The sequence below is a fragment of the Actinomadura rayongensis genome (assembly GCF_009831215.1).
In the GTDB taxonomy this organism is placed as follows: Bacteria; Actinomycetota; Actinomycetes; order Streptosporangiales; family Streptosporangiaceae; genus Spirillospora; species Spirillospora rayongensis.
This window is the reverse complement of the sequence record NZ_WUTW01000005.1, coordinates 22,983-45,159: the sequence shown is the minus strand read 5'-3', so window position 1 is coordinate 45,159 and position 22,177 is coordinate 22,983. Positions and strand designations below refer to the sequence as shown.

Genomic DNA, 22,177 nt, shown 5'->3' with positions numbered 1-22,177 from the left:
GTTCCGTCGATCTTCCGGGAGGAACCTGATGAGAGCGCTCACCTGGCAGGGCAAACGCGACGTCCGCGTGGACGAGGTCCCCGACCCGGTGCTCAAGGAGCCGAACGACGCGATCATCCGGGTGACGTCGTCGGGCATCTGCGGCTCCGACCTGCATCTTTACGAGGTGCTGGGGCCGTTCATCGAGCCCGGGGACGTGCTCGGGCACGAGCCGATGGGCGTGGTCGAGGAGGTCGGGGCGGAGATCACGAACCTCACGCCCGGCGACCGGGTCGTCGTCCCGTTCAACATCTCGTGCGGGCACTGCCACACGTGCGACCAGAAGCTGTACGCGCAGTGCGAGACGACGCAGGTCCGCGAGCAGGGCATGGGCGGCGCGCTGTTCGGCTACACCAAGCTGTACGGCGAGGTGCCCGGCGGGCAGGCCGAGTACCTGCGCGTACCGCAGGCGCAGTTCGGGCCGGTCAAGGTGCCGCAGGGGCCGCCGGACGAGCGCTTCGTCTTCCTGTCGGACGTGCTGCCCACGGCGTGGCAGGCCGTCGAATGGGCGGACATTCCGGACGGCGGGTCGGTGACCGTCCTCGGCCTCGGGCCGATCGGACAGATGTCGGCGCGCATCGCCCGGCACCGCGGCTACCGGGTGATCGGCGTGGACCTCGTCCCGGAGCGGCTGTCGATGGCGCGGCGGCACGGGATCGAGTGCGTCGAGCTGTCACCGGACACGGTCGAGGCCGTCCGCGACCTCACCGACGGGCGCGGCACGGACTCGGTGATCGACGCGGTCGGGATGGAGGCGCACGGCTCGCCGTTGGGCAAGGCCGCGCACACGCTCGTCGGGTTCATGCCCGACCGGGCCGCCGAGCAGCTCATGACCCGCGCCGGGGTGGACCGGCTCGCCGCGCTGCACCTGGCGATCGAGATCGTCCGGCGCGGCGGGACGATCTCGCTGTCCGGCGTCTACGGCGGCATGACCGATCCGCTGCCGATGCTGCGGATGTTCGACAAGGGCATCACGCTGCGGATGGGCCAGGCGCACGTCAAGCGGTGGATCGACGACCTGCTGCCGCTGGTGAGCGACGACGCGGACCCGCTCGGCGTCATGGACTTCACCACGCACAAGCTGCCGCTGGAGCAGGCGCCGCACGGCTACGAGATCTTCCAGAAGAAGCAGGACGGCGCGATCAAGGTGCTGCTCCAGCCCTGAGCATCGTCCGGACGGCCTCCTCGACGCGGCCCTGCGTCGCCAGCTCCCCGAACTGCGCCTCGCCGCCGAGTTCCTGGAGCACGGGCGCGATCGTGACGCCGTCCTCGTACAGCTCGATGACGCGCGGGTTGATGTAGGCGTCGCGCGCGACGGCCGGGGTGTTGCCGAGATAGCCGGCGACCTCCCGGACGACGCGCGCGACCGCGCGTTTGCGGGCCGTCTCGGTCTCCGCCGCGCGGGTCGAGACGGCCAGGCCGACCGCCGCGAGGACGGTGGCGTGCCACGTCCTGAAGTCCTTGGCGGTGAAGTCGCCGCCGGCCGCCGCGCGCAGGTAGTCGTTGACGTCCGCGCCGCGCACCTCGTGCCAGCGGTCGCCGTCGCGGTGGATGAGCAGCTGGCCGCCGCCGTCGGCGCGCCGCTTCAGCGCGCTGACGACCCGGCACACCGATTCCTCCACGACGGCCTGGTGCCGCTCCTTGCCGTGCTTGGCGGGGTACTCGAACGTCACGGCGCCCCTGGCGCAGGTAACGTGCTCGCGCAGGACGGTGGCGAGGCCGTAGGTGCCGTTCTCCTCGGCGTACTCCTCGCCGCCGATGCGGAAGAAGCCGAGGTCGATGAGCCGGACGGCGGCGGCGAGGACGCGTTCGCGTGTGAGGCCGCGTCCGTCCAGGTGCGCGGCGACGGTCGTCCGGACGCGCGGCAGCCGAGCCCCGAACTCCAGCACATGGTCGTGCTTGGCGCGGTCCCGCTCCTCTCGCCAGCGCGGGTGGTAGAGGTACTGGCGGCGGCCGGCCTTGTCGACGCCGACGGCCTGGAGGTGGCCGTCCTCGTGCGGGCAGATCCACACGTCCTGCCAGGCGGGTGGGACGACGAGCGCCTTGACGCGGTCGAGTGCGGCGGGGTCGGTGAGCGGCCGTCCGTCCGGACCGAGGTAGCGGAAGCCGCGCCCGTGCCGTCGCCGCCGGATCCCGGGGCCGCCCGGGTCGCTGCGCCGCATCGTCATGGCTCAAGATCCGTTACCCGGCCCGGGTACGGCGAAACGGGGGCGACGGCTCGGCCGCCGCCCCCGTCAGCACGACGCGGTCGGCTCAGCCGGGAATGAGCTGGCCGATGACCGGCAGGCCCTTGAGCAGGTCGCCGGGCCCGCCGGCGGCGTGGACGGGCGCGGCCGGAGCGGCCTGGGCGACCGGGGCCGCCACCAGCGGCGCGGCGAGGACGGAGGCCGCGACGACGGTCGTGGTCAGCAGACGGCGCATCGAGTTCCCTTTCACGGGTGGACTTCGGACAGCCACCACTACAGCATGCGACGGCCCGATCACGTGCGGTGTTGGCCGAATGGACGAACCCGATGCCGCTTACATGCCAGCACAGCCCCCCGCCCCTCCACAAAGCTCGAGCCATGAACGACACGACTTTCACCGGCCGCTCCGCACTGGTCATCGGCGGTTCCCGCGGCATCGGAGCCGCCATCGCCCTGCGCCTGGCCGCCGGAGGCGCGGACGTGGCCCTGACCTACCGAGAGGCCGAGGACGACGCCGAAAAGATCGCATCGGCCATCACCGAAACAGGCCGCCGCGCCCTCCCCCTACGCGCCGACAGCGCCTCCCCGGACGCCCTGACCGCCGCCGTGGACCGCACGGCCGCCGAGTTCGGCCGTCTGGACATCCTGGTCAACAACGCGGCGGCCTACCTCGTGGGCCCCCTGGACGAACTGGGCCCCGAAGAAATCGACCACGTCCTGGCAGTGAACGTCCGCGCCCCCTACCTGGCATCACGCGCCGCAGCCCGCCACATGACCTCCGGCGGACGCATCATCACGATCGGCAGCAACATCGCCGAACGCACCCCCTTCCCGGGACTGACCCTCTACGCCCTGAGCAAGACGGCCCTGGTCGGCCTGACCCGCGGCCTGGCCCGAGACCTGGGCCCACGCGGAATCACGGCAAACCTCGTCCACCCCGGCCCCACGGACACCGACGCCAACCCCGCCACCGGCCCCGCAGCCCCCACGATCAGCGCCCTGACAGCCCTCAACCGCTACGCGAACCCCTCCGAGATCGCCGCCGTAGTAGCCCACCTGGCAGCCCCCGACGCCGCCTACGTGACCGGCGCCGTCCTCTCCGCCGACGGCGGCTTCGCCGCCTGACCCACCCCAACGGCGCACGCGGACGCACTGCACACCGAACGGCGTAAGCCGTCGGCGCCACCCGCCGGAAGGCGCCCACGGGCACGCCACCCGTCCGAACGCCGTCCACGGACTCGCCACGAGCCGAGCGACGTAGGCGGACCCGCCGCCCGGCCAAGCCCCGCACGCCAGCGCGCCACCCATCCGGGCGGTGCACGCGGGCGCATCATGTGCCCTGAGCGGCGCGCCACCCGTCCGAGCGGCGTACGCGGGTCTGTCACGTGCTCGAGCGACGGCGGCTTCGCCAGCCGTCCGGGGGCGTACGCCAGCGCGCCACCCATCTGCACGCCGCAGGTGGGCGCACTGCACGCTCGGGCGGCGTTCGCGGGCGCGCCACGTGCCCTGGTGGTGTTACGCGGGCGCCGCCCGCCGGGTGGTGCGTGGGGCGCTGCTCGGCGGGCGGCGTGCGGCGGTGGGTGGGGTCAGTGGCGCTTGCGGATGCGGGACGCGATCAGGAGGGTGGCGGCGGCTGCCAGGGCGCCTTGGGCGCGGGGGCGGGTGGCCGGGGAGGCGGCCGTGCGCGCGGCCACGTCGCGGCTCCGTTCGGCGGCGCGGACCGCCAGGTCCTGGCTCTGGGCGGCGGCGCGGGTCGCGATGTCCTTGGCCTGTCCGGCGGCGTCGCTGCTCGCCAGAACGGCGCCCAGGTCGCGGAACTGGCCGGACGCGCGCTGCCACGGCGTCGCGTTCTTGCGGGCGCGGCGGCGGCGCAGCGCCCGGCCGGCCAGGGCGCCGGCGGCCAGCAGCGCGGCGCTCGCCGGGATGAGGATGCGGCGGCGCGTGCCCGGGTCCTCGCGCGTCGCCTCGACGACCTGGCGGGTCGTGGCGCGGGCGTGCTCCTGGGCGCGGCGCACGGCCGTGCCCGCCTTCTCCTTGACTTCGTCGGCCTTGTCGCGGACCTCGTCCGCGGTGTCCTTGGCCCGGGCCTTGACGTCCGCCTTCGCGGCCAGCGCCTCGACCGTCTCGCCGAGGTCGGCGCGCTTGCGCTCGATCTGGGCGCGCAGGCCCGCGGGGCCGTCGGCGTCCTTCGTGGGTTTCTCGTCCTGCTGCTTCGCCATCGCTCCGCCCTTCCGTTTCCGCTGTGCGGCGAGCGCCGTGCTCGCCCGCCGGGGGCGAGGGTGCCCAGGGTCAGCGTTTTAAACAGGATGGGTCGGGAGGTTTTCCCTTACCTGAACGAGGTACAGGGCTCGCCAGCGCACAACGATCTCGCCCACGTCAGGATGGAGGTGACGTCCGATCCTCGCCGCCGCGTTCGTTCTTCCCGCCGTGGCGCTCGCCGGGCTGATGCTCATGCAGCGTTTGGAATCGGTCTTCGTACCGAACGACCCGCCGCGCGCCCCCGAACCCGCCCCCCGGCGCCCGTCCCGACAGCGCACTGGCGCCCACACGCACCACCGACCACCCCGCCCGCACAACACGCCGCGAAGCTGCGACCGCCGCCGCCCGGCGCACGTCACCGAACACGTCCCCGCCTGACGACCAGGCCTCACCCCTGACGCCCCGACCGGCTTGCGCCCCGGCTGCCTTGCGGCCCGCCATGCTCACGTCCCGACGTCCCGACGTCCCGACGTCCCGACGTCCCGACGTCCCGACGTCCCGACGTCCCGACGTCCCGACGTCCCGACGTCCCGACGTCCCGACGTCCCGACGTCCCGACGTCCTGACGTCCCGGCGTGCCTGCGTCCCGGCGGTGCGGCGTCCCGATATGCCGACGGTCCGACGTCCCGGGCGGCGCGGCGGCCTGACGGCGTACGACTCTGACGCGTGCCGACGTCCCGGCGGTCCGGGCGGTGTGACCGCGTAACCGCGTACAAGCCTCACGCCCTGATGGGCTCGCGCCCGAACAGGCTGGCGCCCTGACGGGCTTGCGGGCTTGCGGGGCTATTTCTTGGGCTTGAGGGAGTCGAGCCAGCGGTTGAGGCGGGCGCCCTCGCGTGTCATGACGTCCGGGTCGCGCAGTGCGTTGGACATCACCGACATGCCCTGGTAGCTGCTGATGAGGGTGAGGGCCAGGTCGGCGGCGTCGGCGCGGCCGAGCGCGCGGAACTGTTGTTCCGTCCAGTCCAGTGCCTGGCGGATGAGCTTGCCCGCCTCGATGTCGAGGCCGCCCTCCTCGCGCTTGTCGAGTTCCATCGCGAGCGTTCCGGCGGGGCAGCCGAAGCGGGCCGCGATGTCGCGCTGGCCGATCCAGGTGCAGACGAGCACCTTGAGGCGTTCGAGCGGGTCGTCCAGGCGTTCGAGTTCGGCCGTCAGCTCGGTGAAGCCGCGCGCGTGCTCGGTCAGGGCCGCCAGGACGAGCGCGTCCTTGGTCTTGAAGTAGTAGTACACGTTCCCGGCCGGGACGTCGGCGGCCTGCGCGATGTCCGCGATCGTCGTCCGCTCGACGCCCTGCTGGTGCAGCACCCGGGCCGCTGCGGCCATCAGCCGCTGCCGCTTCCCGGCCGCCCGCGTCCGGACGGAAGTTGAGTCAGTCACCTGACTGAGTCTAGCTCATGTGCTACGGTCGGTTTTAAGTCAGCCAACTAACTAGGGACCGCCCATGCCGAACTCCGCCCTGGCGACGCCGCGCGGACGACTCCTGCTCGCTCTCCTCTGCCTCGTCGCGTTCCTGGACTTCGTGGACGCGTCGATCGTCAACGTGGCGCTCCCGGAGATGCGCGAGGACCTCGGGTTCTCCGTCCCCGCGCTCCAGTGGGTGCCGAGCGGCTACCTGCTCACCTACGGCGGGCTGATGCTGCTCGGCGGGCGCGCCGCCGACCTGCTCGGCCGCCGTCCGGTCCTGCTGCTCGGCACGGCGCTGTTCGCCCTCGCGTCCCTCGCCGGCGGGCTCGCGCCCACGGCCGGCGTCCTCGTCGCCGCGCGGCTCGGCCAGGGCGTCGGGGCCGCGCTGATGCTCCCGGCCGCCCTGTCGATCCTCACGACGACGTTCCGCCACGGCACCGACCGCGCCCGCGCCCTCGGCGCCTGGGGCGCCATGGCGGGCCTCGGCTCGGCCGCAGGCGTGCTGTTCGGCGGGCTGCTCACGGAAGGGCCCGGCTGGCGCTGGGTCATGTTCGTCAACCTGCCCGCCGCCGCCGTCGTCCTGTTCGGCACGGTCCGGCTGGTCGCGCCGGACGGCCGCCGCGCCCGCCTGCTCACCTTCGACCTGCCGGGCGCGCTGCTGTCCACGGCCGGGATGCTCCTGCTCGTGTTCACGCTGGTCAAGGCGCCCGACGTCGGCTGGGGCAGCGTCCGGACGGTCGCGGGCCTCGCCGGCGCGCTGCTCGTGCTGGCCGCGTTCGTCCTCGTCGAGGGACGCGGCGCGCACGCCCTCCTGCCGCTGTCCCTGCTGCGGATCCGGGGGCTCGTCGCCGCGAACGTCACCCAGCTCATCGGCCTGGCCGGGTTCCTCGCGGTGTTCTTCTTCCTGACCCTCTACATGCAGAACATCCTCGGCTACTCGCCGATCCGGACGGGCCTCGCGTACCTGCCCGTCACGGTCGGCGTCGGCGTCGCGGCGGGGGCCACGCCGCGGCTGGTGACGCGGATCGGCGCCCGTCCGGTGATCGTCGCGGGCGCGCTGCTCGCGGCGGTCGGCGTGGGACTGCTGTCCCGCGTCCCGGTGGACGGCTCGTACGCCGTGGACCTGCTCCCCGGCCTCGTCGTGATGGCGATCGGGCTCGGCATGGTGTTCGTCGCGGTGACGACGGCCGCGAACGCGGGCGTCCCGGCCGAGCGGGCGGGCGCGGCGGCGGCGCTGCTCAACGCGTCGCAGCAGCTCGGCGGCGCGCTCGGGCTGGCGGTCTTCACGGCCGTCGCGGTCTCCCGGACGAACGACCTGATGGCGGCGCACGCGTCCGCGCCCGTGGCGCTGACGTCCGGCTTCCACCGCGCGCTGCTGTGCGCGGCCGGGGTGCTCGTCGTCGCCGCCGTCATCGCGCTGCGCACGGCCAACACCCGCCACGAGCCCGCGCAGACCGTCCCGGAAGAACAGCCCACCCACGCCTGACCATCAGCGCGACCACGACACCGCACCCCGACGACGGCACGTCCGCGGCGCCCGCAAGCGCCGCGGACGCGCCGTACGACCGCGTCCGGCGAACGACCGGCGCGGTCGGCGGCGTCTCGGACCCCGCGCGGTCACGTCGAAAGGGGGCCCGGGGCGGTTGGCAGCGTCACCGGGTGTCGCGAACGTGCGCGGTGTCCGGAATGCGGATCGCGCGGTCGGCGTGTCGCCAGGTGCCTCGAACGCGTGCGGCGTCCAAGAGTGGCTCGCGGTGCCCGACGAGCGGATCGCGTAGCGACCGACTTCGCGTTCGCGCCGGCCGTCCTGGCGGTTGCGGTCGTGGAGCGTCGTCGGCGGGTTTTGGGCGCGGTGGTGGTTCGGGGCGGCTCGCGCGGGGGTCAGTCGGTGGGGGCTTGGACGAGTGTTGTCGCCAGCGCGGTGAGGCGGGTGCGTTGTGCGGCTGTGAGGTGGTCGGTCAGTGCGGCGATGCGGCGGTCCACCTCGGCGGTGCAGTGCGCGGTCAGTTCACGGCCGCGCGGGGTCAGCGCGACGCGGACGGCGCGGCCGTCGTCCGGGGACGGCGACCGTTCGACCAGGCCCCGCTTCTCGGCACGGCTCACCAGGCCGGTCATGGAGGACTTGTCGAGGCCGAGGTGGCGGCCGAGTTCGACCATTCCGGGCGTCCGGTCGCGCAGGATCCCGAGCAGCCGGAGCTGGATCACCGACAGGTCGTGCTCGGCGGCGGCCTCGGCCAGGACGCGCTGGACGCGGAAGGAGAGCCGCACCAGCGCGTCCGTCGTGGTGAGCGGCCCGTCGTCGACGATCATGCGCGCCAGGCTACTTGACACTGGTACGCGACACAAACTACTTTCACCGCCAAGTAGTACGTGACACAAACCAGATGGGGGCTCGTCCATGCACGCAGCGATCGTCCACGCGTTCGGCAGTCCGCCCCGTTATGGCACGGTTCCGGAGCCCGTCGCCGACGGCGCGGACGAGGTTCTGGTCGACGTCCTCGCCGCCGGGCTGCACCCGCGCGTGCGGTCGGGCGCGGACGGCAGCCACTACACGTCCGACGGCGTCCTGCCGCTGGTCCCGGGCGTCGACGCGGTCGGCCGCGCCCCCGGCGGCGAGCTGCTGTACTTCGTCGCGCTGGACGGCGAGCCCGGCACGATGGCGGAGCGGGCCGTCGCGGACCGGCGGCGCGCCGTCGTCCTGCCGCCGGACGCGGACCCGGTCGCCGTGGCCGCCGCGATGAACCCCGCGATGTCGTCCTGGATCGCGCTCCGCAGCCGCATCGGGTTCCGGCCGGGCGGGTCGGTGCTGGTGCTCGGCGCGACGGGCGGCGCGGGCCGGCTGGCCGTCCAGATCGCCCGGCGGCTCGGCGCGGCGCGCGTCGTCGGCGCGGGCCGGGACGAGCGCCGCCTCGCCCCGCTGCGCGCCCTCGGCGCCGACGCGACCGTCCGGCTGGACGACACCGCGCGCCTCGCGGAGACGGCCGCCGACGTGGACGTCGTGCTCGACTACGTCTGGGGCCCGCCGACCGAGCAGGCCATGCCCGCGCTGCTGCGCGCCCGCAAGGACCGTTCCAAGCCGCTGTCCTGGATCCAGATCGGCTCGGTGGCGGGCGCGGAGATCACGCTGCCGTCCGCCCTGCTGCGCGTCGCGAACCTGACGCTGCTCGGCAGCGGCCAGGGCTCGGTGTCGACGGCGGGCATCGTCGCGGAGCTGCCGTCCCTCGCCGAGGTGATCCCCGACCTGGCGATGGAAGCGCTCCCGATGCCGCTCGACCGGGTCGAACAGGCGTGGAGCGCGCCGGTCGAGGCGGGCCGGCGGATCGTCCTGGTGCCTTGACGCAACCAAACGGTTGCCATAAAGTCGCAACCCAACGGTTGCTACTAAGGAGGACGCCATGGGCTTTCCCGACCGCATCGAGCGGACGATCGACCTCGCCCAGCCCCCGGCCACGGTCTGGACCGCGCTGACCACCGCCGAGGGACTGGGGACGTGGTTCGGCAACGAGGCGACGATCGACCTGCGTCCCGGCGGGGCGGCGCGGCTGCGCTGGGACGCCGGGCACACCGCGTCCCTGCGCATCGAGCGCGTCGAGGAACCGAAGGTGTTCGCCTACACCTGGGGGATCTACGGCCTGCCCGAGGACGACCCGCGCCGCACCTACGTCGAGTTCACGCTCGAACCGTCCGGCGCGGGCACGCGGCTGACGGTCGTGGAGACCGGCTTCGCGCAGCTCCCCGACGACGCCCACCGCACGACCTACGAGGGCAACGTCCAGGGCTGGAAGAGCGAACTCGGCGAGCTGGCCGACTACCTGAATGCCGCCTGACGCCGAGGCGACCGCCGAGCGGGTCTTCGCGGCCCTGGCCGACCCGACCCGGCGCGCGATCCTCGCCGCGCTCGCCGCCGCGGGCCCGGCCACGGCCACCGACCTCGCGGTCCGGCTGCCGATCACGCGGCAGGCCGTCGCCAAACACCTGGCGCTGCTGGCCGAGGCCGGGCTGGTGACGGCCGAGCCGGGGGAGCGGCGCCGCGTCCGCTACCGGCTGGACTCGGCCCCGATGCGCGTCGCGCAGCAGTTCCTCGCCGCGCTGGCCCGCGACTGGGACGGCCCGCTCGACGCGCTCAAGGACCACCTCGACCGCGGGTCCTGAGGTTCACCGTCCGGGGGCGGCCAGCGAGCCGAGCAGCGCGAGCTTGTCGGCGCTGTCCGTCCCCGCGCGGGCGTGATAGATCGCGAGGAGCTGCCCGTCCGTCCCGCCGACCGCGAGCTTCTCGCGGTGCAGGGCCAGCTCGCCGACCTGCGGGTGGCGCAGGACGAGCGCCGACCCTTCGCGGCGCTTGACGTCGTGCCGTGCCCAGAGCGTGCGGAACCGCTCACTGCCGAGTGACAGTTCTCCGACCAGCTGGACGAAGCGGGGGTCGTCGGCGTCCCGCCCGACCGATTCGCGGAAAGCGGCGACGATTCCGGCGGACGCCTCGTCCCACGCGGGATACATCGCCCGTTCCGCGGGGTCGAGGAAAAGCGACCGCAGCCGGTTCTCGCCCTCCCGGAAACTCGGGGACAGCGCCCGGGCGAGGGAATTGGACGCGAGGACGTCGAAATACCGTCCCTCGACGAAGGCGGGCAGCCCGAGGGCGTCCAGCAACTGCCGCACGCTCGCCGGAACCGTTTCGCGGCGCGGACGGCGCCGGGCGGCGCGCGGCGCGGCCAGCGTCAGCAGATGGTCGGTCGCGGCCGGGTCGAGGAGGAGGACGCGGGCGAGCGCTTCGAGCACCTGCACCGACGGGTTGCGGTCCCGGCCCTGTTCGAGCCGCAGGTAGTAGTCCGCGCTGATCCCGGCGAGCAGCGCGACCTCCTCGCGGCGCAGCCCGGCGACACGGCGCGTCCCGTGGGCGGGGAGCCCGACGCTCTCGGGTCGGACGCGTTCGCGCCGCGCCCGCAGATAGTCGCCGAGCAGATTGGTCTCGTGCACGGTTTCCACGATAACCGCGCGCCACGGCGTCCTGCCTGTCCCCGCCACTCCCAGGATGACGGGGACGCTGTCTGTTTCGCGCCGTGCGGCGGAGTGTAGGGGGTGTTTCCGATGCACGCAGCGAAAGGTTTCCCCATGGCCACCGCACTTCCCGGCGGGACGTTCATGCTCGCCGATGACCTCACGGTCACCCGAATGGGGTACGGCGCGATGCAATTGGCCGGGCCGCACGTTTTCGGCCCGCCCGCCGACCGGGACGCGGCGGTCGCGGTGCTGCGCGAGGCCGTCGCGCTCGGCGTCACGCACATCGACACCGCCGACTTCTACGGGCCGCACGTCACCAACGAGATCATCAAGGAGGCGTTGCACCCGTATCCGGACGATCTGCACATCGTCACGAAGGTCGGGGCGCTGCGGGACGAGGCGGGCAACTGGCCGCAGGCGCTGGCGCCCGAGCAGCTCGTCCAGGCCGTCCACGACAACCTGGACCGTCTCGGGCTGGACGCGCTCGACATCGTCAACCTGCGCGTCGGAGGTGTGGACGAGCCCGTGCCCGGGTCGATCGCCGAGCCGTTCTCCGTCCTCGCGTCGTTGCAGGACAAGGGGCTGATCCGGCATCTCGGCGTGAGCAACGTCCTGCCGGAGCAGGTCGCCGAGGCGCAGACGATCGCGCCGGTCGTATGCGTCCAGAACTTCTACAACCTCGTGCACCGGCACGACGACGACCTCATCGACGCCCTGGCCGCCCAGGGCGTCGCCTATGTGCCGTTCTTTCCGCTCGGCGGCTTCTCGCCGCTCCAGTCGGACGAGCTGTCCGCCGTCGCCCGCCGCCTGGACGCGACGCCGATGGCGGTGGCGCTGGCCTGGCTGCTCCACCGCGCACCGAACATCCTGCTCATTCCGGGCACCTCGTCCATCGCGCATCTGCGCGAGAACGTCGCCGGCGCGTCACTCGCCCTGCCGCCGGACGAGCTCGCGCGGCTGGACGCCCTCGCCGGCTGACGTCCGCTCGGCCAGGAAGTCCTCCCAGGTGCGGGTTCCGCGCGTGCCGTCGAGCGTCAGGTTCGCGCCCGCGCGGTACGAACGGCCCGCCTTGCCCGGAATGCGAACCCCCACCAGCGGGCGGCGCCGCCCCCGGGCCGCCAGGTACGACCGGACGACGTCCTTCAGTTCGTACTCGCGCGGCCCGGCGAGGTCCGGCACGCGCCCGGCCGGTTCCGCGAGCGCCAGGTCGACCAGCCGGCCGGCGACGTCCCGCGCGTCGACGGGCTGGACGCGCATCCCCGGCACCGGCACGACCGGCAGCGCGGCCAGCTTCTCGGCCAGTCCGAGGACGAACTCGTGGAACTGCGCCGCGCGCAGCACCGTGAACGGCACGCCCGAACCGGCGATCGCCTGCTCGGCGGCCAGCTTCGCGCGGAGGAAGCCGAGCGGGACCGCGTCCGCGCCGATGACCGAGATGTGCACGATGTGTCGGACGTCGGCGCGGGCGGCGGCGCGGACGAGATGACGCGCGGCCTCGTCGTCGCCCTTCGGCCCGCCCGCCAGGTGCAGGATCGTCCGTACGCCGTCCACCGCCCGCTCGACGCCCTCGTCCGCCCGCAGATCGCCGGTGACGTACGTCACACCGGGCTCGGGTGCGCGGTCGCGGCGGCTGAGCACGCGCACGTCGCGTCCGGCCGCCCGCAGCAGCGGGACGACGCGCCGCCCGAGCGTGCCGGTGCCGCCGGTGACCAGGATGGGTGCCGTCATGATGCTCCTCTCCCGCCGGGTCCGCCCCGGCGCCCACCGCCCGTCCGGGGTGGGTCTACCGTGTCGACGTCCGGGGCGAGAGGAATGTGACAGCGTGGGCTTCGAGGAGCACCGGCCGCGTCTGCGCGCGGTCGCCTACCGCGTCCTGGGGTCGCTGAGCGACGCCGACGACGCGGTCCAGGAGACGTGGCTGCGGTTCCGGCACGCGGACGTCGCGGCTGTGGAAAACCTCGGCGCCTGGCTGACGACCGTCGTCACCCGGGTGTGCCTGGACGTGCTGCGTACGCGGGAACGGCGTGGTGAGGAGCCCTACGACCTGCGGATCCCGGACCCGATCGTGGACGCCGCGTCCGGGCCCGACCCCGAGCACGAGGCCCTGCTGACGGACGCGGTCGGCCTCGCGCTGATGGTCGTGCTCGAAACCCTGGCGCCGCCCGAGCGGGTCGCGTTCGTGCTGCACGACATGTTCGCGGTGCCGTTCGAGGACATCGCCCCGATGATCGAGCGGACCCCGGCCGCGACGCGGCAGCTCGCGAGCCGGGCGCGGCGCCGCGTGCGCGACCGGGCGCCCGCGCCGGACCGTTCCATCGCCGTCCAGCGGGAGGTCGTGGACGGGTTCTTCGCCGCCGCCCGCGCCGGGGACCTCGACGCGCTCGTCGCCGTGCTCGACCCGGGCGTCGTGCTGCGGTCCGACGGCGGCGCGGCGCGCGCCGGGCTCACGGTGACGGTCCGGGGCGCCCGCGACGTGGCCGGGCAGGCGGTGCTGTTCGGTCAGTTCGGCCCGTACGCGCGTCCGGCGCTGGTCAACGGCGCGGCGGGCGTGACGGTCGTCCGGGACGGGCGCCTGCTCTCGATCATGGCGTTCACGGTGGTCGGCGGCCGGATCGTCGCGATCGACGTCCTCGCCGACCCGGCGCGCCTCGGCTAGGGACGGCCCGCGCCCGGTACGTCCACCTCGACCGCGAGGACCTGCCCGGTGCCCGGCGGGACGGGACCGGACGGGCCGGAAAAGCCCGCCCATTGCGCGGCCACGATGAACAGCGTCCTTTTCTCGGGGCCGCCGAGAACGCAGGCGAAACCGCCCCGGTCCAGCTCGATCGTCCGCAGGACCGCGCCGCCCTCGGCCACGCGGACGCAGCGCTCATTCGGCACGTCGGCGTACCAGACGGCGTTTTCGGCGTCGACGCAGATGCCGTCCGGGGTGCCGTCGCCGAGATCGGCCCAGACGCGCCGACCCGAGAGCCCGCCGTCCGGTTCGATGTCGAACGCGACGAGCCGGTGGCCGTAGGAATCGGCGACGATCAGGGTGGAACCGTCGGCCGTCACCGCCATTCCGTTGGGGAACTCGATGTCGTCCGCGACCCGGCGCACCGTGCCGTCGGGCGTGGCCAGGTGGACGAATCCCGGTTTGGGCGGCTCGCCCGTCGCCAGGTCGAATCCGATGCGGTTGACGTAGGCGTTTCCGCGATCGTCCACGACGATGTCGTTCCATCCGGGTTCGCCCAGGTCGGCGTGGACGCCGAGCGATCCGTCGGAACGGCGGCGCAGCAGTTTTCCCTCGCGCGACGAGACGATGAGCAGATCGCCGTCCGGCAGCCACGCCGTGCAGAGCGGCAGCGCATCGACGCGCGCGACCACTTCGCTGTTCCCTTCGAGGTCGACCGCGATGACCTCGCCGGACGACCAGTCCGAGAAATACAGCCTGCCCTCGTGCCAGCGCGGCGACTCCACCAGTCCGCGCCCGTCGAGCAGCACCTTCACCTCGTCCATGACGGATCTCCCTTCCACACCGGTGCAGACCGTCCGGCCCGGCGAAAATCATCGCTCGGGGTCGGCGGCCAGGTGCTGTCCTCTTCTCCGGGCAGAATGGACGCCATGCCGAAGACTTCCGCCCGGCTGCTGGCGCTGCTGTCGTTGTTGCAGGCGCGCCGGGACTGGCCGGGCGCCCTGCTGGCCGAACGGCTGGAGGTCAGCCCGCGCACCGTTCGCCGCGACGTCGACCGGCTGCGGGAACTGGGTTATCCGATCGCGGCCGTGAAAGGCCCGGACGGCGGTTACCGGCTCGGTGCCGGCGCCGATCTGCCGCCGCTGCTCTTCGACGACGAACAGGCCGTCGCGCTGGCCGTCGCGCTGCAAATCGCCGCGACGGCCGGGGCGGGAATGGAAGAGGCGGCGGCGCGGGCGCTGACCACCGTCCGGCAGGTGATGCCCGCGCGGCTGCGGCACCGCGTCGACACCGTCCGGGTCACGGCCGTCGCGCGGCCCGCGACCGGGACGGAACCGCAGGTCGACAGCGGTGTGCTGGTCGCGCTGAGCGCCGCCGTCCACGCCCGCGAGGTGCTGCGCTTCGACTACGCGACGGCGTCCGAACCGCGTCGTGTCGAGCCCCATCATCTGGTGACGTGGGGCGGACGCTGGTATCTCGTGGCGTTCGATCTCGAAAAGGACGACTGGCGCACTTTCCGCGTGGACCGGATCGTTCCGCGCGTGCCGACCGGGCCTCGGTTCCGTCCCCGCGAACTGCCCGGCGGAAATGTCGCCGCGTTCGTCGCGGACCGGTTCTCCGGCGGTTCCGGCGGCTGGCCCTGCACCGGCGAGGTGATCCTCGAACGGCCCGCCGCCGAGGTGTCGCCGTTCGTCCGGGACGGAATCGTCGAGGAACTCGGGCCGGACCGGTGCCGGCTCGTCCTCGGCTCGTGGTCGTGGCCCGGCCTCGCCGCCGCCGTCGGCCGCTTCGACGCCGCTTTCACGATCGTCGGGCCGCCCGAACTCCGCGCCGCCTGCGCGCGCATGGCCGACCGCTACGCCGGGGCCTCCGGGACGGACGGGTCGTAACGGCCGAAACGAGCGCGCCCGTCCTCAGCCTGAGAGGCGAAGACGGGCGCGCGGTGAGGCCCTTATGCCCCGGTGACATCCTCCTTGCGGGCCAGCACGCGGTAGGTGTTCGCGCCGCCGAAGCGGTGAACGAACGGCCGCGCGAGCTGGTCCGCCGTGCCCGCCGCCACCATCAGCGGCGTCCCGGCGAGCGTGAGCGCGACCCGCGCCGCGACGCGCGGGAGGCGGCGGCCCGGCGGCGCCCACGGCCGGTCCGGATGGACGGGCGCGACGCGGTTCAGCATCAGCATGACGACCATGAGCAGGTCGATGTGCTGGTGCGCCGTGCCGCGGTCGACGGCGACCGTCCGCAGGCCCCGCGCGGCCAGCGCCTCGACGAGGTTATCCACAGGGATGAAGTGGAGGTGCTGCGGCTGGAACCAGTTGTGCCACCATCGTTTTGCCAGCCGGGCGACGGGCGACTCGGGGTCGGGCACCTCGATGAGCAGATGTCCTCCGGCGGGCAGCACCCGGGCCGCCGCGTCGAGTTCGGCGAGCGGATCGAGGGTGTGTTCCAGGTAGTGGTGCATGCTGACGACGTCGTAGGAGCCGACCAGCTTGTCGGCCAGGTCCCGGAACTGGCCGTAGTGGGCGAGGTCGACCCAGCCGCGGCGCTCGGCCTCGATGATCCCCGACCCGAAGTCGAGGGCGTCGAAGCGGGTGTCGGGCCAGATGTCGCGGGCGGCGTTGCAGAAGTGGCCGTGACCGCCGCCCACGTCGAGCCACGCCCGGGGGACCGCGCGCCCCCGGAGCATCCCGGCTCGCGCCCGGTAGTGCTCGCCGCTGAGCTGGAACCCGCGCTCGACCTCCGCCTCGCCGATGCCGTCGTAGTAGTCCCGGTAGTAGAACTCCAGGCCCGCCTCGTTCAGGCGCGGGTTCTGGAAGACGTGTCCGCAGGAGGTGCAGCGGTCGAGCCGGAACGTCCCCGGCTTGCGCTGCTGGTAGTCGAGGCTGGTGATGTATGGACGCGGAGAGTGAGAACCGCACCACGGACAGTCGGTGCGGGGCGGTTCGAGGAAGCGCTCCACGCCGAGCGCGAGGTCGTTCTGGTACCGGGCGCGGAGGCGGGGGAGGTCCGGGTCCTGCTCCTCGCGCGCGAGGGCGACCTGCGCCCAGCGCGCGGGGGCCGCGACGGGGCGCAGCAGCGCGAAGCGGCCCCGGTCGCGCGGACGCAGCGGCGTGCCCGCCGTCGCGAGGTAGGGCTGCGCGCAGGCCGCCGCGAGCACCGCCGCCGCGGGCCCGGGCCGGCGCGCCGCGAACAGCGCCGCCGCCGCGAACCCGCCGAGCACGGTCGCCAGATGGGTGGGGAGGTCGAGGTGCCAGCGCGTCCGCAGGACGGCGCGCCGGTCGCGCGGGGTGAACGCCGCCGCCGGCCGTGCCGCGAGGTCCGGCGCGACGGCGACGTCGGTGGTCGTGGGAGCGTGCCGCTTGAGCTTGACGGCGAGGGCGTCCAGCTCGGCGGGCGACAGGCCGTCCGGGCGGTCGAGCACGTCGTCCGCGCGGGCGCGGCGCAGCACGTCCGCGCGGACGACGACGGCGTGCCCGGCGGTCTCGCCGCGCGCGAGCCGCGCGGCCCGGTAGGACGCGGGGTCGAGCCGTCGGAGGAGTTCGAGCGCGCGGGCCGTGTCCAGGCCCGCCGGGACGAGTTCCAGCACGTCGAGCCCCTCGCGGGCCGCGTGGGAGAGCGCGGCGGCGCGGGTCGCGGGGTCGACGTCGACGCCGGCCGCGGTGACGAACCGGAAGTCCCCGGCGTCCTCGTCGGCCTGCGCGTCATCGGTTCGGGCGGGGGGCGGGAGGACGTTCAGCCGGGCCGCGCGCGAACGGCGCCACACGCCGTCCGCGACGAGGCCGAGAGCGACGGCCGCCGGCGTCCACCGGGTCCTCAGATCCATGCGGTCACACCTTTTCCGCGCCGAGGGCCTGCATCATCAGCGGCCATTCGGTCGTCAGCTCCCGGCGCCAGTAGTTCCAGTTGTGCCAGCCGTCTCCGTACAGATGGGTCGTCGCCGGGATGCCGAGCCGCTGCAGCCGGGCGACGAAGTCCTTGGCGGTGCTGCCGACGATCAGCTCGCCGGTCGCGCCGTAGATGTTGGAGTCGAGAGGAGTCTTGGACGGGTCGTCCAGCGGGCCGGGCAGCCCGGTCGTCCCGCTGGAGATGTAGAGCTGCGTGCCGCGCAGCTTGTCGGCCAGTTCGTAGGGGTCGTGGGCCTTCCAGTTCGCGTCGTCGAACCCGGGCACGCCCCAGACCGCGAACGGGTCGGAATCGAACGTGACGCCCTGGAGCATCAGCGTCCACTGAATGGGCGGGGAGGAGCTGTGGAGCAGACCGCTGAAACTCGCCGCGTAGGCGAACATTCCGCGATGCCGCGCGGCGTAGGCGATGGCGCCCTGCCCGCCGGAGGAGACGCCGAGCGCGGCCCGCCGCGTCCCGGCCCGGTAGTTGCGTTCCAGAAGCTGGAGGACCTCGGTGGTGTGGAAGGTCTCCCACTTCGGGGTGCCGCCCCTGCCGTAGTTCCACCAGTCGGAGAACCCGCCGCCCTTGCCGCCGGCCGGCATCACCACGAGCACGCCCCACTGCGAGGCGAGATCGGAGATCTGGCTGCCCTTCACCCATGACAGATAGTCGTCGTTGCCGCCCTGGTAGGCGTAGACGACCGGCCACGTGCGGGACGCCGTCCGCGACCAGCCCTGCGGCACGATGACGCGGATCATCTCGTCGTCCCCGACGGCGGGCGTCGCGACGGTGAGGTCGACGGTCCGGGAATCGATCCAGGTCTCCGTCTTGATCCGCGCGCCGTCATCGGCCGGAACCGTCTGCTCCGCGGCGGCCGGCCGGGCGACGCCCGGCAGCACGCCCGCCGTGAGCAGGAGCGAAAGAGCGCCTCCCGCCAGTCTGCGCAGAGCGCGAGAAGAGCAGCGCATCGTCACCTTCCGAGTTCGGACCCCCGATACGGCGGGCCAGCGTAATTCGCGGAACGGGCCGCGGGCAGACGCCCGCGGAGTCTCTCCGACCCCAGATTTGTCGATCACCTGACAAACCGCGAGGGCCGACTCACCGAACGACAAGCGCTCGTGCGGCAATTTGGCAGGAAGCGCGCAAGAAATACCGGGCAAGGGCGTCGCAAGCGCTGGGAGGACAATGGACTAGGTGAAAATCTGCGGTGGGCCATAGTTGTTCGCGTCGTCCACCGGCTGGACGGTTATCCGCCCTGCCGGGACCGTCAGACGCTGGATCGTGTTCGGGTCGGTCGTCGCCGGGACGATCGTCGTGCGTCCCGCCGCCGTGATCCGGTAGGACGTCACGCGGCCGGTGAAGAGGTCGTCGCCCGGCGCGGTGAAGGTCAGTGTCGTGCCGGAGCGGACCGCGTTGCGCAGCGGGCCGGGGGCACGGGTGTCGGCGCCGTAGCGGCCCGTCCGGCGTTCGTCGTGGTGGTAGGTCCACCACTCGGTGTTCGCGGCGGCCTTACCTGACGTCTTCCAGGCGAAGAGGTAGCCCTCGCGGGTGGTCGTCACCAGGTCCGTCCGGCCGTCGCCGTCCAGGTCGCCGGCGGACGGCGACCATAGCGTCCAGCCGCCGGTGAACGCCGGGAAGCCGGACGCCTGACGGCCCGAGCCGCCGAACGCGTGCAGCGTCGAGGTGTCGCCGCCGTCCACGATCTCGGCCTTCCCGTCGCCGGTGACGTCGGTGATGATCGGCGCGCCGAGGAAGCCGAGGCCCGTCCGTCCCTGCGGGAAGCCGAGGACGGGCAGCGCCGTCGCGGCGTCGTAGCCGCGCTGGTAGTTCCCGATCGCCTGCCCGCTGCCGGGGAACAGCAGCGCCGCGACCAGCGACAGCGCGCCGGATCCGGCCTCGCTGTAGCCGAGCCTGCCGAACGGCCCGAACCGGCCGAACGCGCCGGACGTCGTGAACGACAGCGGGACGTCCGGGCCGAGGGCGCCGCCGAGCACCGCGCCCGGCGACAACTGCCCCGCGATGTTCTCCAGCGGGCCGTAGTTCTTGACGATCTTCCCGGCGCCCGAGATCAGGTAGGTCGGGCCGAACGACGGGCCGGTCGCCACCTCGTCGCGCCCGTCGCCGTCCACGTCCGCGACGGCGGGCTGGTTGACGCCCTCGGTGATGAACTCCTGCGCCGACCCGTAGAACGTCAGCGTGGAGTTCATCCGCACGGGCCAGCCGCGCACCGGCGCGCCGGACGCGTGGTAGGCGAACACGTAGTTCGCGCCGTAGAACTGCTCGCCCGGCCCCTTGGTGTCGGAGTACTGCGAGCGGACGACGATCTCGGGCTTGCCGTCGCCGTCCAGGTCCGCGAGGGCGGGCATGCCGGGCAGCTTCTGGTCATTGATCCGGACATAGCCGGACGGCGGCGGCGCGTCCAGCGTCACCCGCACCGGCCAGCCGGGCAGTGTCGAGCCGTCCGGCCGCCAGGCGTGCAGCCGTCCGTCCCAGCCCGCCTGGACGACGTCGAGCCGTCCGTCGCCGTCCAGGTCGGCGAGCAGCGGCGACGCGGTCGCGCCCCGCACCGGCAGCCGCGTGTAGCGCAGTGCGGGACGGGGGATCGGCGGCGCGGACACGCCCGCGTCCAGCGCCTTCGGCCAGCCCGGCAGCAGCCGCCCGGACGCCGAGAACGCGTAGGTGCGCCCGGTCGTGCTCGTGACGACGACCTCCTGCCGCCCGTCGTGGAACAGGTCCCCGACGGCGACCGGCGCGACGATCGGCTCGTGCCCCGGGTCGATCCCCGGATAGGCGTGCTGCGGGACGGTCGGCAGCGTCGTCACGGGCCAGCCGGGCAGCTCGCGGCCGGTCTGCTCGTCACGGGCGTGGACGCGTCCGTCGCCGTCGCCGTACACGATCGCCTGCCGTCCGGTGCCGGTCAGGTCGGCGAGCGCGGGCTGGCTCTCGTTGCCGATCCCGAGCTTCAGCGGGAACCCGGGCCGCAGCGCCGGGTCGTGGTGGACGGCGATGGCGCGCCGTTCCTCCGACATCCGTCCCGCCGCGTCCCAGACGCGCAGCCGCAGCGTCACCGTGTACTGCTCGGTGGACGACAGCGCCTTGTCCGACGACAGCCCGTACGCCTTCTTCCACACCGACTCGGGGACCTTTGACAGGTCCAGCGTGCCGAGTTTGCCGTCGCGCGGCGCCGTCCCCGAACCCGAACCGGCCGTCGCGAACGCCTTCTCGCCCGGCTCGATCCCCGGCGCCCACTGGAGTTCGTACCGGTACTTCGGGGAACGCGGCGCGGCGACGTACCCGGCGACGTCCACCTTGTCCGTGCGGGACGGGTCGTACAGCGCGTACCAGTCCGGGCTCGTGATCGACCCGACGGGCGGCACCGCGCCCGCCTTGATCGCCGCGAGCGCCTTGGCGACGTTGGGCCGTCCGTACCCGTACTGCCGGTCCCATCCCGGTTTGCCCGGCCAGCCGAGCGACGGGTCGTCGATGTCGGACGCCGTCGCGCGCAGCACCTGGATCGCTTCCTCGTTGGTCAGCGGATGCCCGATCTGGATCCCGTAGGACAGCAGCAGCCCGAACACACCGCCGGTCGTCGGTGTGGACTCCGACGTGGAACCGCCCTGCGTGGACACCGAGAACATGGCCTTGGCGCCGAACGACGTCTGGCCCGAGCGGGTTCGGTACGTGGTCGTCAGCGGGTTGGCGATCGGGTCCGGAATGCTGCCCGCCGTGTTGGCGACCAGCCCGTTCCCCGGAACCACGTGCGGCCAGAACATGCCGCCCTGGTGATCGGTGGAGTCGAAGTCGTTGCTCGACTCCACCATCACGACGCCCTCGCGCCATAGCTTCTCGACGGTCTGCCGCATGTACGACGAATAACCGAGGTCGGCCGTCGTGCTCACGATCACCTTCGCGCCCATGTGCGCCGCGTACAGCCAGGCCTGCGCGAGGTCGTCCGTCCGGTCCAGGGCCTCCTGGCCCGCGCGGATCGGCAGGACGCGGCAGCGCGGGCAGACCCCCGCCCCCGCCGTCGCGTTGTTGGTCTGCGCCGCCGCCTTCCGCATCTGGTCGTTGGCGTGCCCGTAGGTGGCGTCGTACGTCGCGGGGTCGTTCTGACGGTCGTAGAAGTCCCATCCGGAGATGTCGTCGACGAAGCCGTTCTTGTCGTCGTCCTTGCCGTTGGAGAACGCGACGATCAGGTCCTCGGGGTCGATGCGCCCGTTGCGGTTGGCGTCCTTGACGCGCGGGTCGCGGGCGTAGTCGGCGGCCGTGACGGCGCCGTCGCCGTCCTTGTCGTAGGTGGACGACCCCTGCGGCTTGGGCAGCTCCCCGGTGTTGAGGAACACCTTGTCGGCCAGCTCGGCGACATCGTCGCCATGCCAGTTGACGCCCGCCTCGACGTACGCGATCGTCACCGCCGGCGACCCGGTCGTGTAGTCGCGCCAGGCCTTGTCCACCGACATCCCGGACGCGTTCTCCGGGTCCTTGGCGTTCGGCGTGCAGCGCGGCATGAACGAGTACAACCCGTGCTGTTCGTTCCCGGCGACCTTCGAGCACGCGCCGCCGCCCTCCAGCGGGGCGTAGGACGGGTCGTCGGGGTACCCGCCTCCCGCGGCGGCGGCCGGCAGGCCGAGCAGGGCCAGGGCGACCAGAAGGGCGCCGGTCGAGCGCATCCGCATACGGACTCCGTCCCAGGGGGCGATCATGCGGATACGAGAATGTCTCACCTTCGGCCGTT

Annotated in this window: 20 protein-coding genes; 9 read left to right on the top strand and 11 right to left on the bottom strand. The window is 73.2% G+C overall.

All coding sequences use genetic code 11. The features are described from left to right. Positions 1-28 precede the first annotated feature (28 nt). The gene (locus GQ466_RS21765; protein WP_161104863.1) at positions 29-1,204 is read left to right on the top strand and encodes a zinc-dependent alcohol dehydrogenase; all 1,176 of its coding nucleotides are present in this window, start codon (positions 29-31) and stop codon (positions 1,202-1,204) included. On the opposite strand, the gene GQ466_RS21760 is transcribed toward GQ466_RS21765, so the two are convergent. Together GQ466_RS21760 and GQ466_RS21755 are read right to left on the bottom strand one after the other, a co-directional pair. Beyond that, positions 1,182-2,207 carry a DNA topoisomerase IB gene (locus tag GQ466_RS21760; RefSeq protein WP_161104862.1) on the bottom strand — a complete coding sequence of 342 codons (1,026 nt, stop codon included), beginning with the start codon at positions 2,205-2,207 and terminating at the stop codon, positions 1,182-1,184. The genes GQ466_RS21765 and GQ466_RS21760 overlap by 23 nt on opposite strands. Before the next feature lie 85 nt (positions 2,208-2,292). Next, a complete protein-coding gene (locus GQ466_RS21755) occupies positions 2,293-2,460 on the bottom strand; it encodes a hypothetical protein (RefSeq protein WP_161104861.1) in 168 nt (55 codons plus the stop codon). 143 nt (positions 2,461-2,603) lie between these two features. Between GQ466_RS21755 and GQ466_RS21750 the strand changes: the two genes are divergently transcribed. Beyond that, positions 2,604-3,350, top strand: a complete 747-nt coding sequence (locus tag GQ466_RS21750; protein ID WP_161104860.1) for a 3-oxoacyl-ACP reductase family protein — start codon at positions 2,604-2,606, stop codon at positions 3,348-3,350. A gap of 461 nt (positions 3,351-3,811) precedes the next feature. On the opposite strand, the gene GQ466_RS30960 is transcribed toward GQ466_RS21750, so the two are convergent. Both GQ466_RS30960 and GQ466_RS21740 read right to left on the bottom strand, forming a co-directional pair. Next, positions 3,812-4,444 carry a DUF3618 domain-containing protein gene (locus GQ466_RS30960; protein ID WP_202420932.1) on the bottom strand — a complete coding sequence of 211 codons (633 nt, stop codon included), beginning with the start codon at positions 4,442-4,444 and terminating at the stop codon, positions 3,812-3,814. A gap of 823 nt (positions 4,445-5,267) precedes the next feature. After that, the gene (locus GQ466_RS21740) at positions 5,268-5,861 is read right to left on the bottom strand and encodes a TetR/AcrR family transcriptional regulator (RefSeq protein WP_337193575.1); all 594 of its coding nucleotides are present in this window, start codon (positions 5,859-5,861) and stop codon (positions 5,268-5,270) included. A 64-nt stretch (positions 5,862-5,925) separates the two neighbouring features. Between GQ466_RS21740 and GQ466_RS21735 the strand changes: the two genes are divergently transcribed. Next, positions 5,926-7,374 (top strand): MFS transporter, encoded by a 1,449-nt coding sequence (locus GQ466_RS21735; protein ID WP_161104859.1) that lies wholly within the window; start codon positions 5,926-5,928, stop codon positions 7,372-7,374. Positions 7,375-7,769: 395 nt separating this feature from the next. Here the strand turns inward: GQ466_RS21735 and GQ466_RS21730 are convergent, their stop codons facing one another. Next, positions 7,770-8,198 carry a MarR family winged helix-turn-helix transcriptional regulator gene (locus tag GQ466_RS21730; protein WP_161104858.1) on the bottom strand — a complete coding sequence of 143 codons (429 nt, stop codon included), beginning with the start codon at positions 8,196-8,198 and terminating at the stop codon, positions 7,770-7,772. A gap of 88 nt (positions 8,199-8,286) precedes the next feature. Between GQ466_RS21730 and GQ466_RS21725 the strand changes: the two genes are divergently transcribed. Genes GQ466_RS21725 through GQ466_RS21715 form a run of 3 tightly spaced genes read left to right on the top strand, consistent with a single transcriptional unit; the run spans position 8,287 to position 10,040 of the window. Then, the gene (locus GQ466_RS21725) at positions 8,287-9,225 is read left to right on the top strand and encodes a quinone oxidoreductase family protein (RefSeq protein WP_161104857.1); all 939 of its coding nucleotides are present in this window, start codon (positions 8,287-8,289) and stop codon (positions 9,223-9,225) included. A gap of 58 nt (positions 9,226-9,283) precedes the next feature. Beyond that, a complete protein-coding gene (locus GQ466_RS21720; protein WP_161104856.1) occupies positions 9,284-9,715 on the top strand; it encodes an SRPBCC domain-containing protein in 432 nt (143 codons plus the stop codon). Further along, the gene (locus tag GQ466_RS21715) at positions 9,705-10,040 is read left to right on the top strand and encodes an ArsR/SmtB family transcription factor (protein WP_161104855.1); all 336 of its coding nucleotides are present in this window, start codon (positions 9,705-9,707) and stop codon (positions 10,038-10,040) included. Before GQ466_RS21720 ends, GQ466_RS21715 begins: the two co-directional genes overlap by 11 nt. 3 nt (positions 10,041-10,043) lie before the next feature. On the opposite strand, the gene GQ466_RS21710 is transcribed toward GQ466_RS21715, so the two are convergent. After that, the gene (locus GQ466_RS21710) at positions 10,044-10,862 is read right to left on the bottom strand and encodes an MmyB family transcriptional regulator (RefSeq protein WP_161104854.1); all 819 of its coding nucleotides are present in this window, start codon (positions 10,860-10,862) and stop codon (positions 10,044-10,046) included. Between the two features lie 135 nt (positions 10,863-10,997). Between GQ466_RS21710 and GQ466_RS21705 the strand changes: the two genes are divergently transcribed. Continuing rightward, positions 10,998-11,864, top strand: a complete 867-nt coding sequence (locus GQ466_RS21705; RefSeq protein WP_161104853.1) for an aldo/keto reductase family oxidoreductase — start codon at positions 10,998-11,000, stop codon at positions 11,862-11,864. Here GQ466_RS21705 and GQ466_RS21700 read toward each other — a convergent pair. Further along, positions 11,811-12,614 carry an SDR family oxidoreductase gene (locus tag GQ466_RS21700; protein WP_161104852.1) on the bottom strand — a complete coding sequence of 268 codons (804 nt, stop codon included), beginning with the start codon at positions 12,612-12,614 and terminating at the stop codon, positions 11,811-11,813. The two genes, GQ466_RS21705 and GQ466_RS21700, sit on opposite strands and share 54 nt — an antisense overlap. 94 nt (positions 12,615-12,708) lie before the next feature. Between GQ466_RS21700 and GQ466_RS21695 the strand changes: the two genes are divergently transcribed. Continuing rightward, complete coding sequence (locus tag GQ466_RS21695; RefSeq protein WP_337193574.1) at positions 12,709-13,542, top strand: sigma-70 family RNA polymerase sigma factor; 834 nt, start codon at positions 12,709-12,711, stop codon at positions 13,540-13,542. Here the strand turns inward: GQ466_RS21695 and GQ466_RS21690 are convergent. After that, positions 13,539-14,384: an SMP-30/gluconolactonase/LRE family protein gene (locus GQ466_RS21690; RefSeq protein WP_161104851.1), complete on the bottom strand. Its 846-nt coding sequence runs from the start codon at positions 14,382-14,384 to the stop codon at positions 13,539-13,541. The two genes, GQ466_RS21695 and GQ466_RS21690, sit on opposite strands and share 4 nt — an antisense overlap. Positions 14,385-14,489: 105 nt before the next feature. Here GQ466_RS21690 and GQ466_RS21685 point away from each other — a divergent pair, with 105 nt between their 5' ends. Beyond that, positions 14,490-15,449 carry a helix-turn-helix transcriptional regulator gene (locus GQ466_RS21685; protein ID WP_161104850.1) on the top strand — a complete coding sequence of 320 codons (960 nt, stop codon included), beginning with the start codon at positions 14,490-14,492 and terminating at the stop codon, positions 15,447-15,449. Between the two features lie 62 nt (positions 15,450-15,511). Here GQ466_RS21685 and GQ466_RS21680 read toward each other — a convergent pair whose 3' ends face one another. The 3 genes from GQ466_RS21680 to GQ466_RS21670 all read right to left on the bottom strand — a co-directional run bounded on the left by GQ466_RS21680 (position 15,512) and on the right by GQ466_RS21670 (position 22,118). Next, positions 15,512-17,380: a class I SAM-dependent methyltransferase gene (locus GQ466_RS21680; RefSeq protein ID WP_161104849.1), complete on the bottom strand. Its 1,869-nt coding sequence runs from the start codon at positions 17,378-17,380 to the stop codon at positions 15,512-15,514. A gap of 4 nt (positions 17,381-17,384) precedes the next feature. Further along, entirely contained in the window at positions 17,385-18,410 is a 1,026-nt protein-coding gene (locus tag GQ466_RS21675) for an alpha/beta hydrolase (RefSeq protein WP_161104848.1), read from the bottom strand. Between the two features lie 222 nt (positions 18,411-18,632). Continuing rightward, positions 18,633-22,118, bottom strand: a complete 3,486-nt coding sequence (locus tag GQ466_RS21670) for an FG-GAP-like repeat-containing protein (protein WP_161104847.1) — start codon at positions 22,116-22,118, stop codon at positions 18,633-18,635. Positions 22,119-22,177 lie beyond the last annotated feature (59 nt).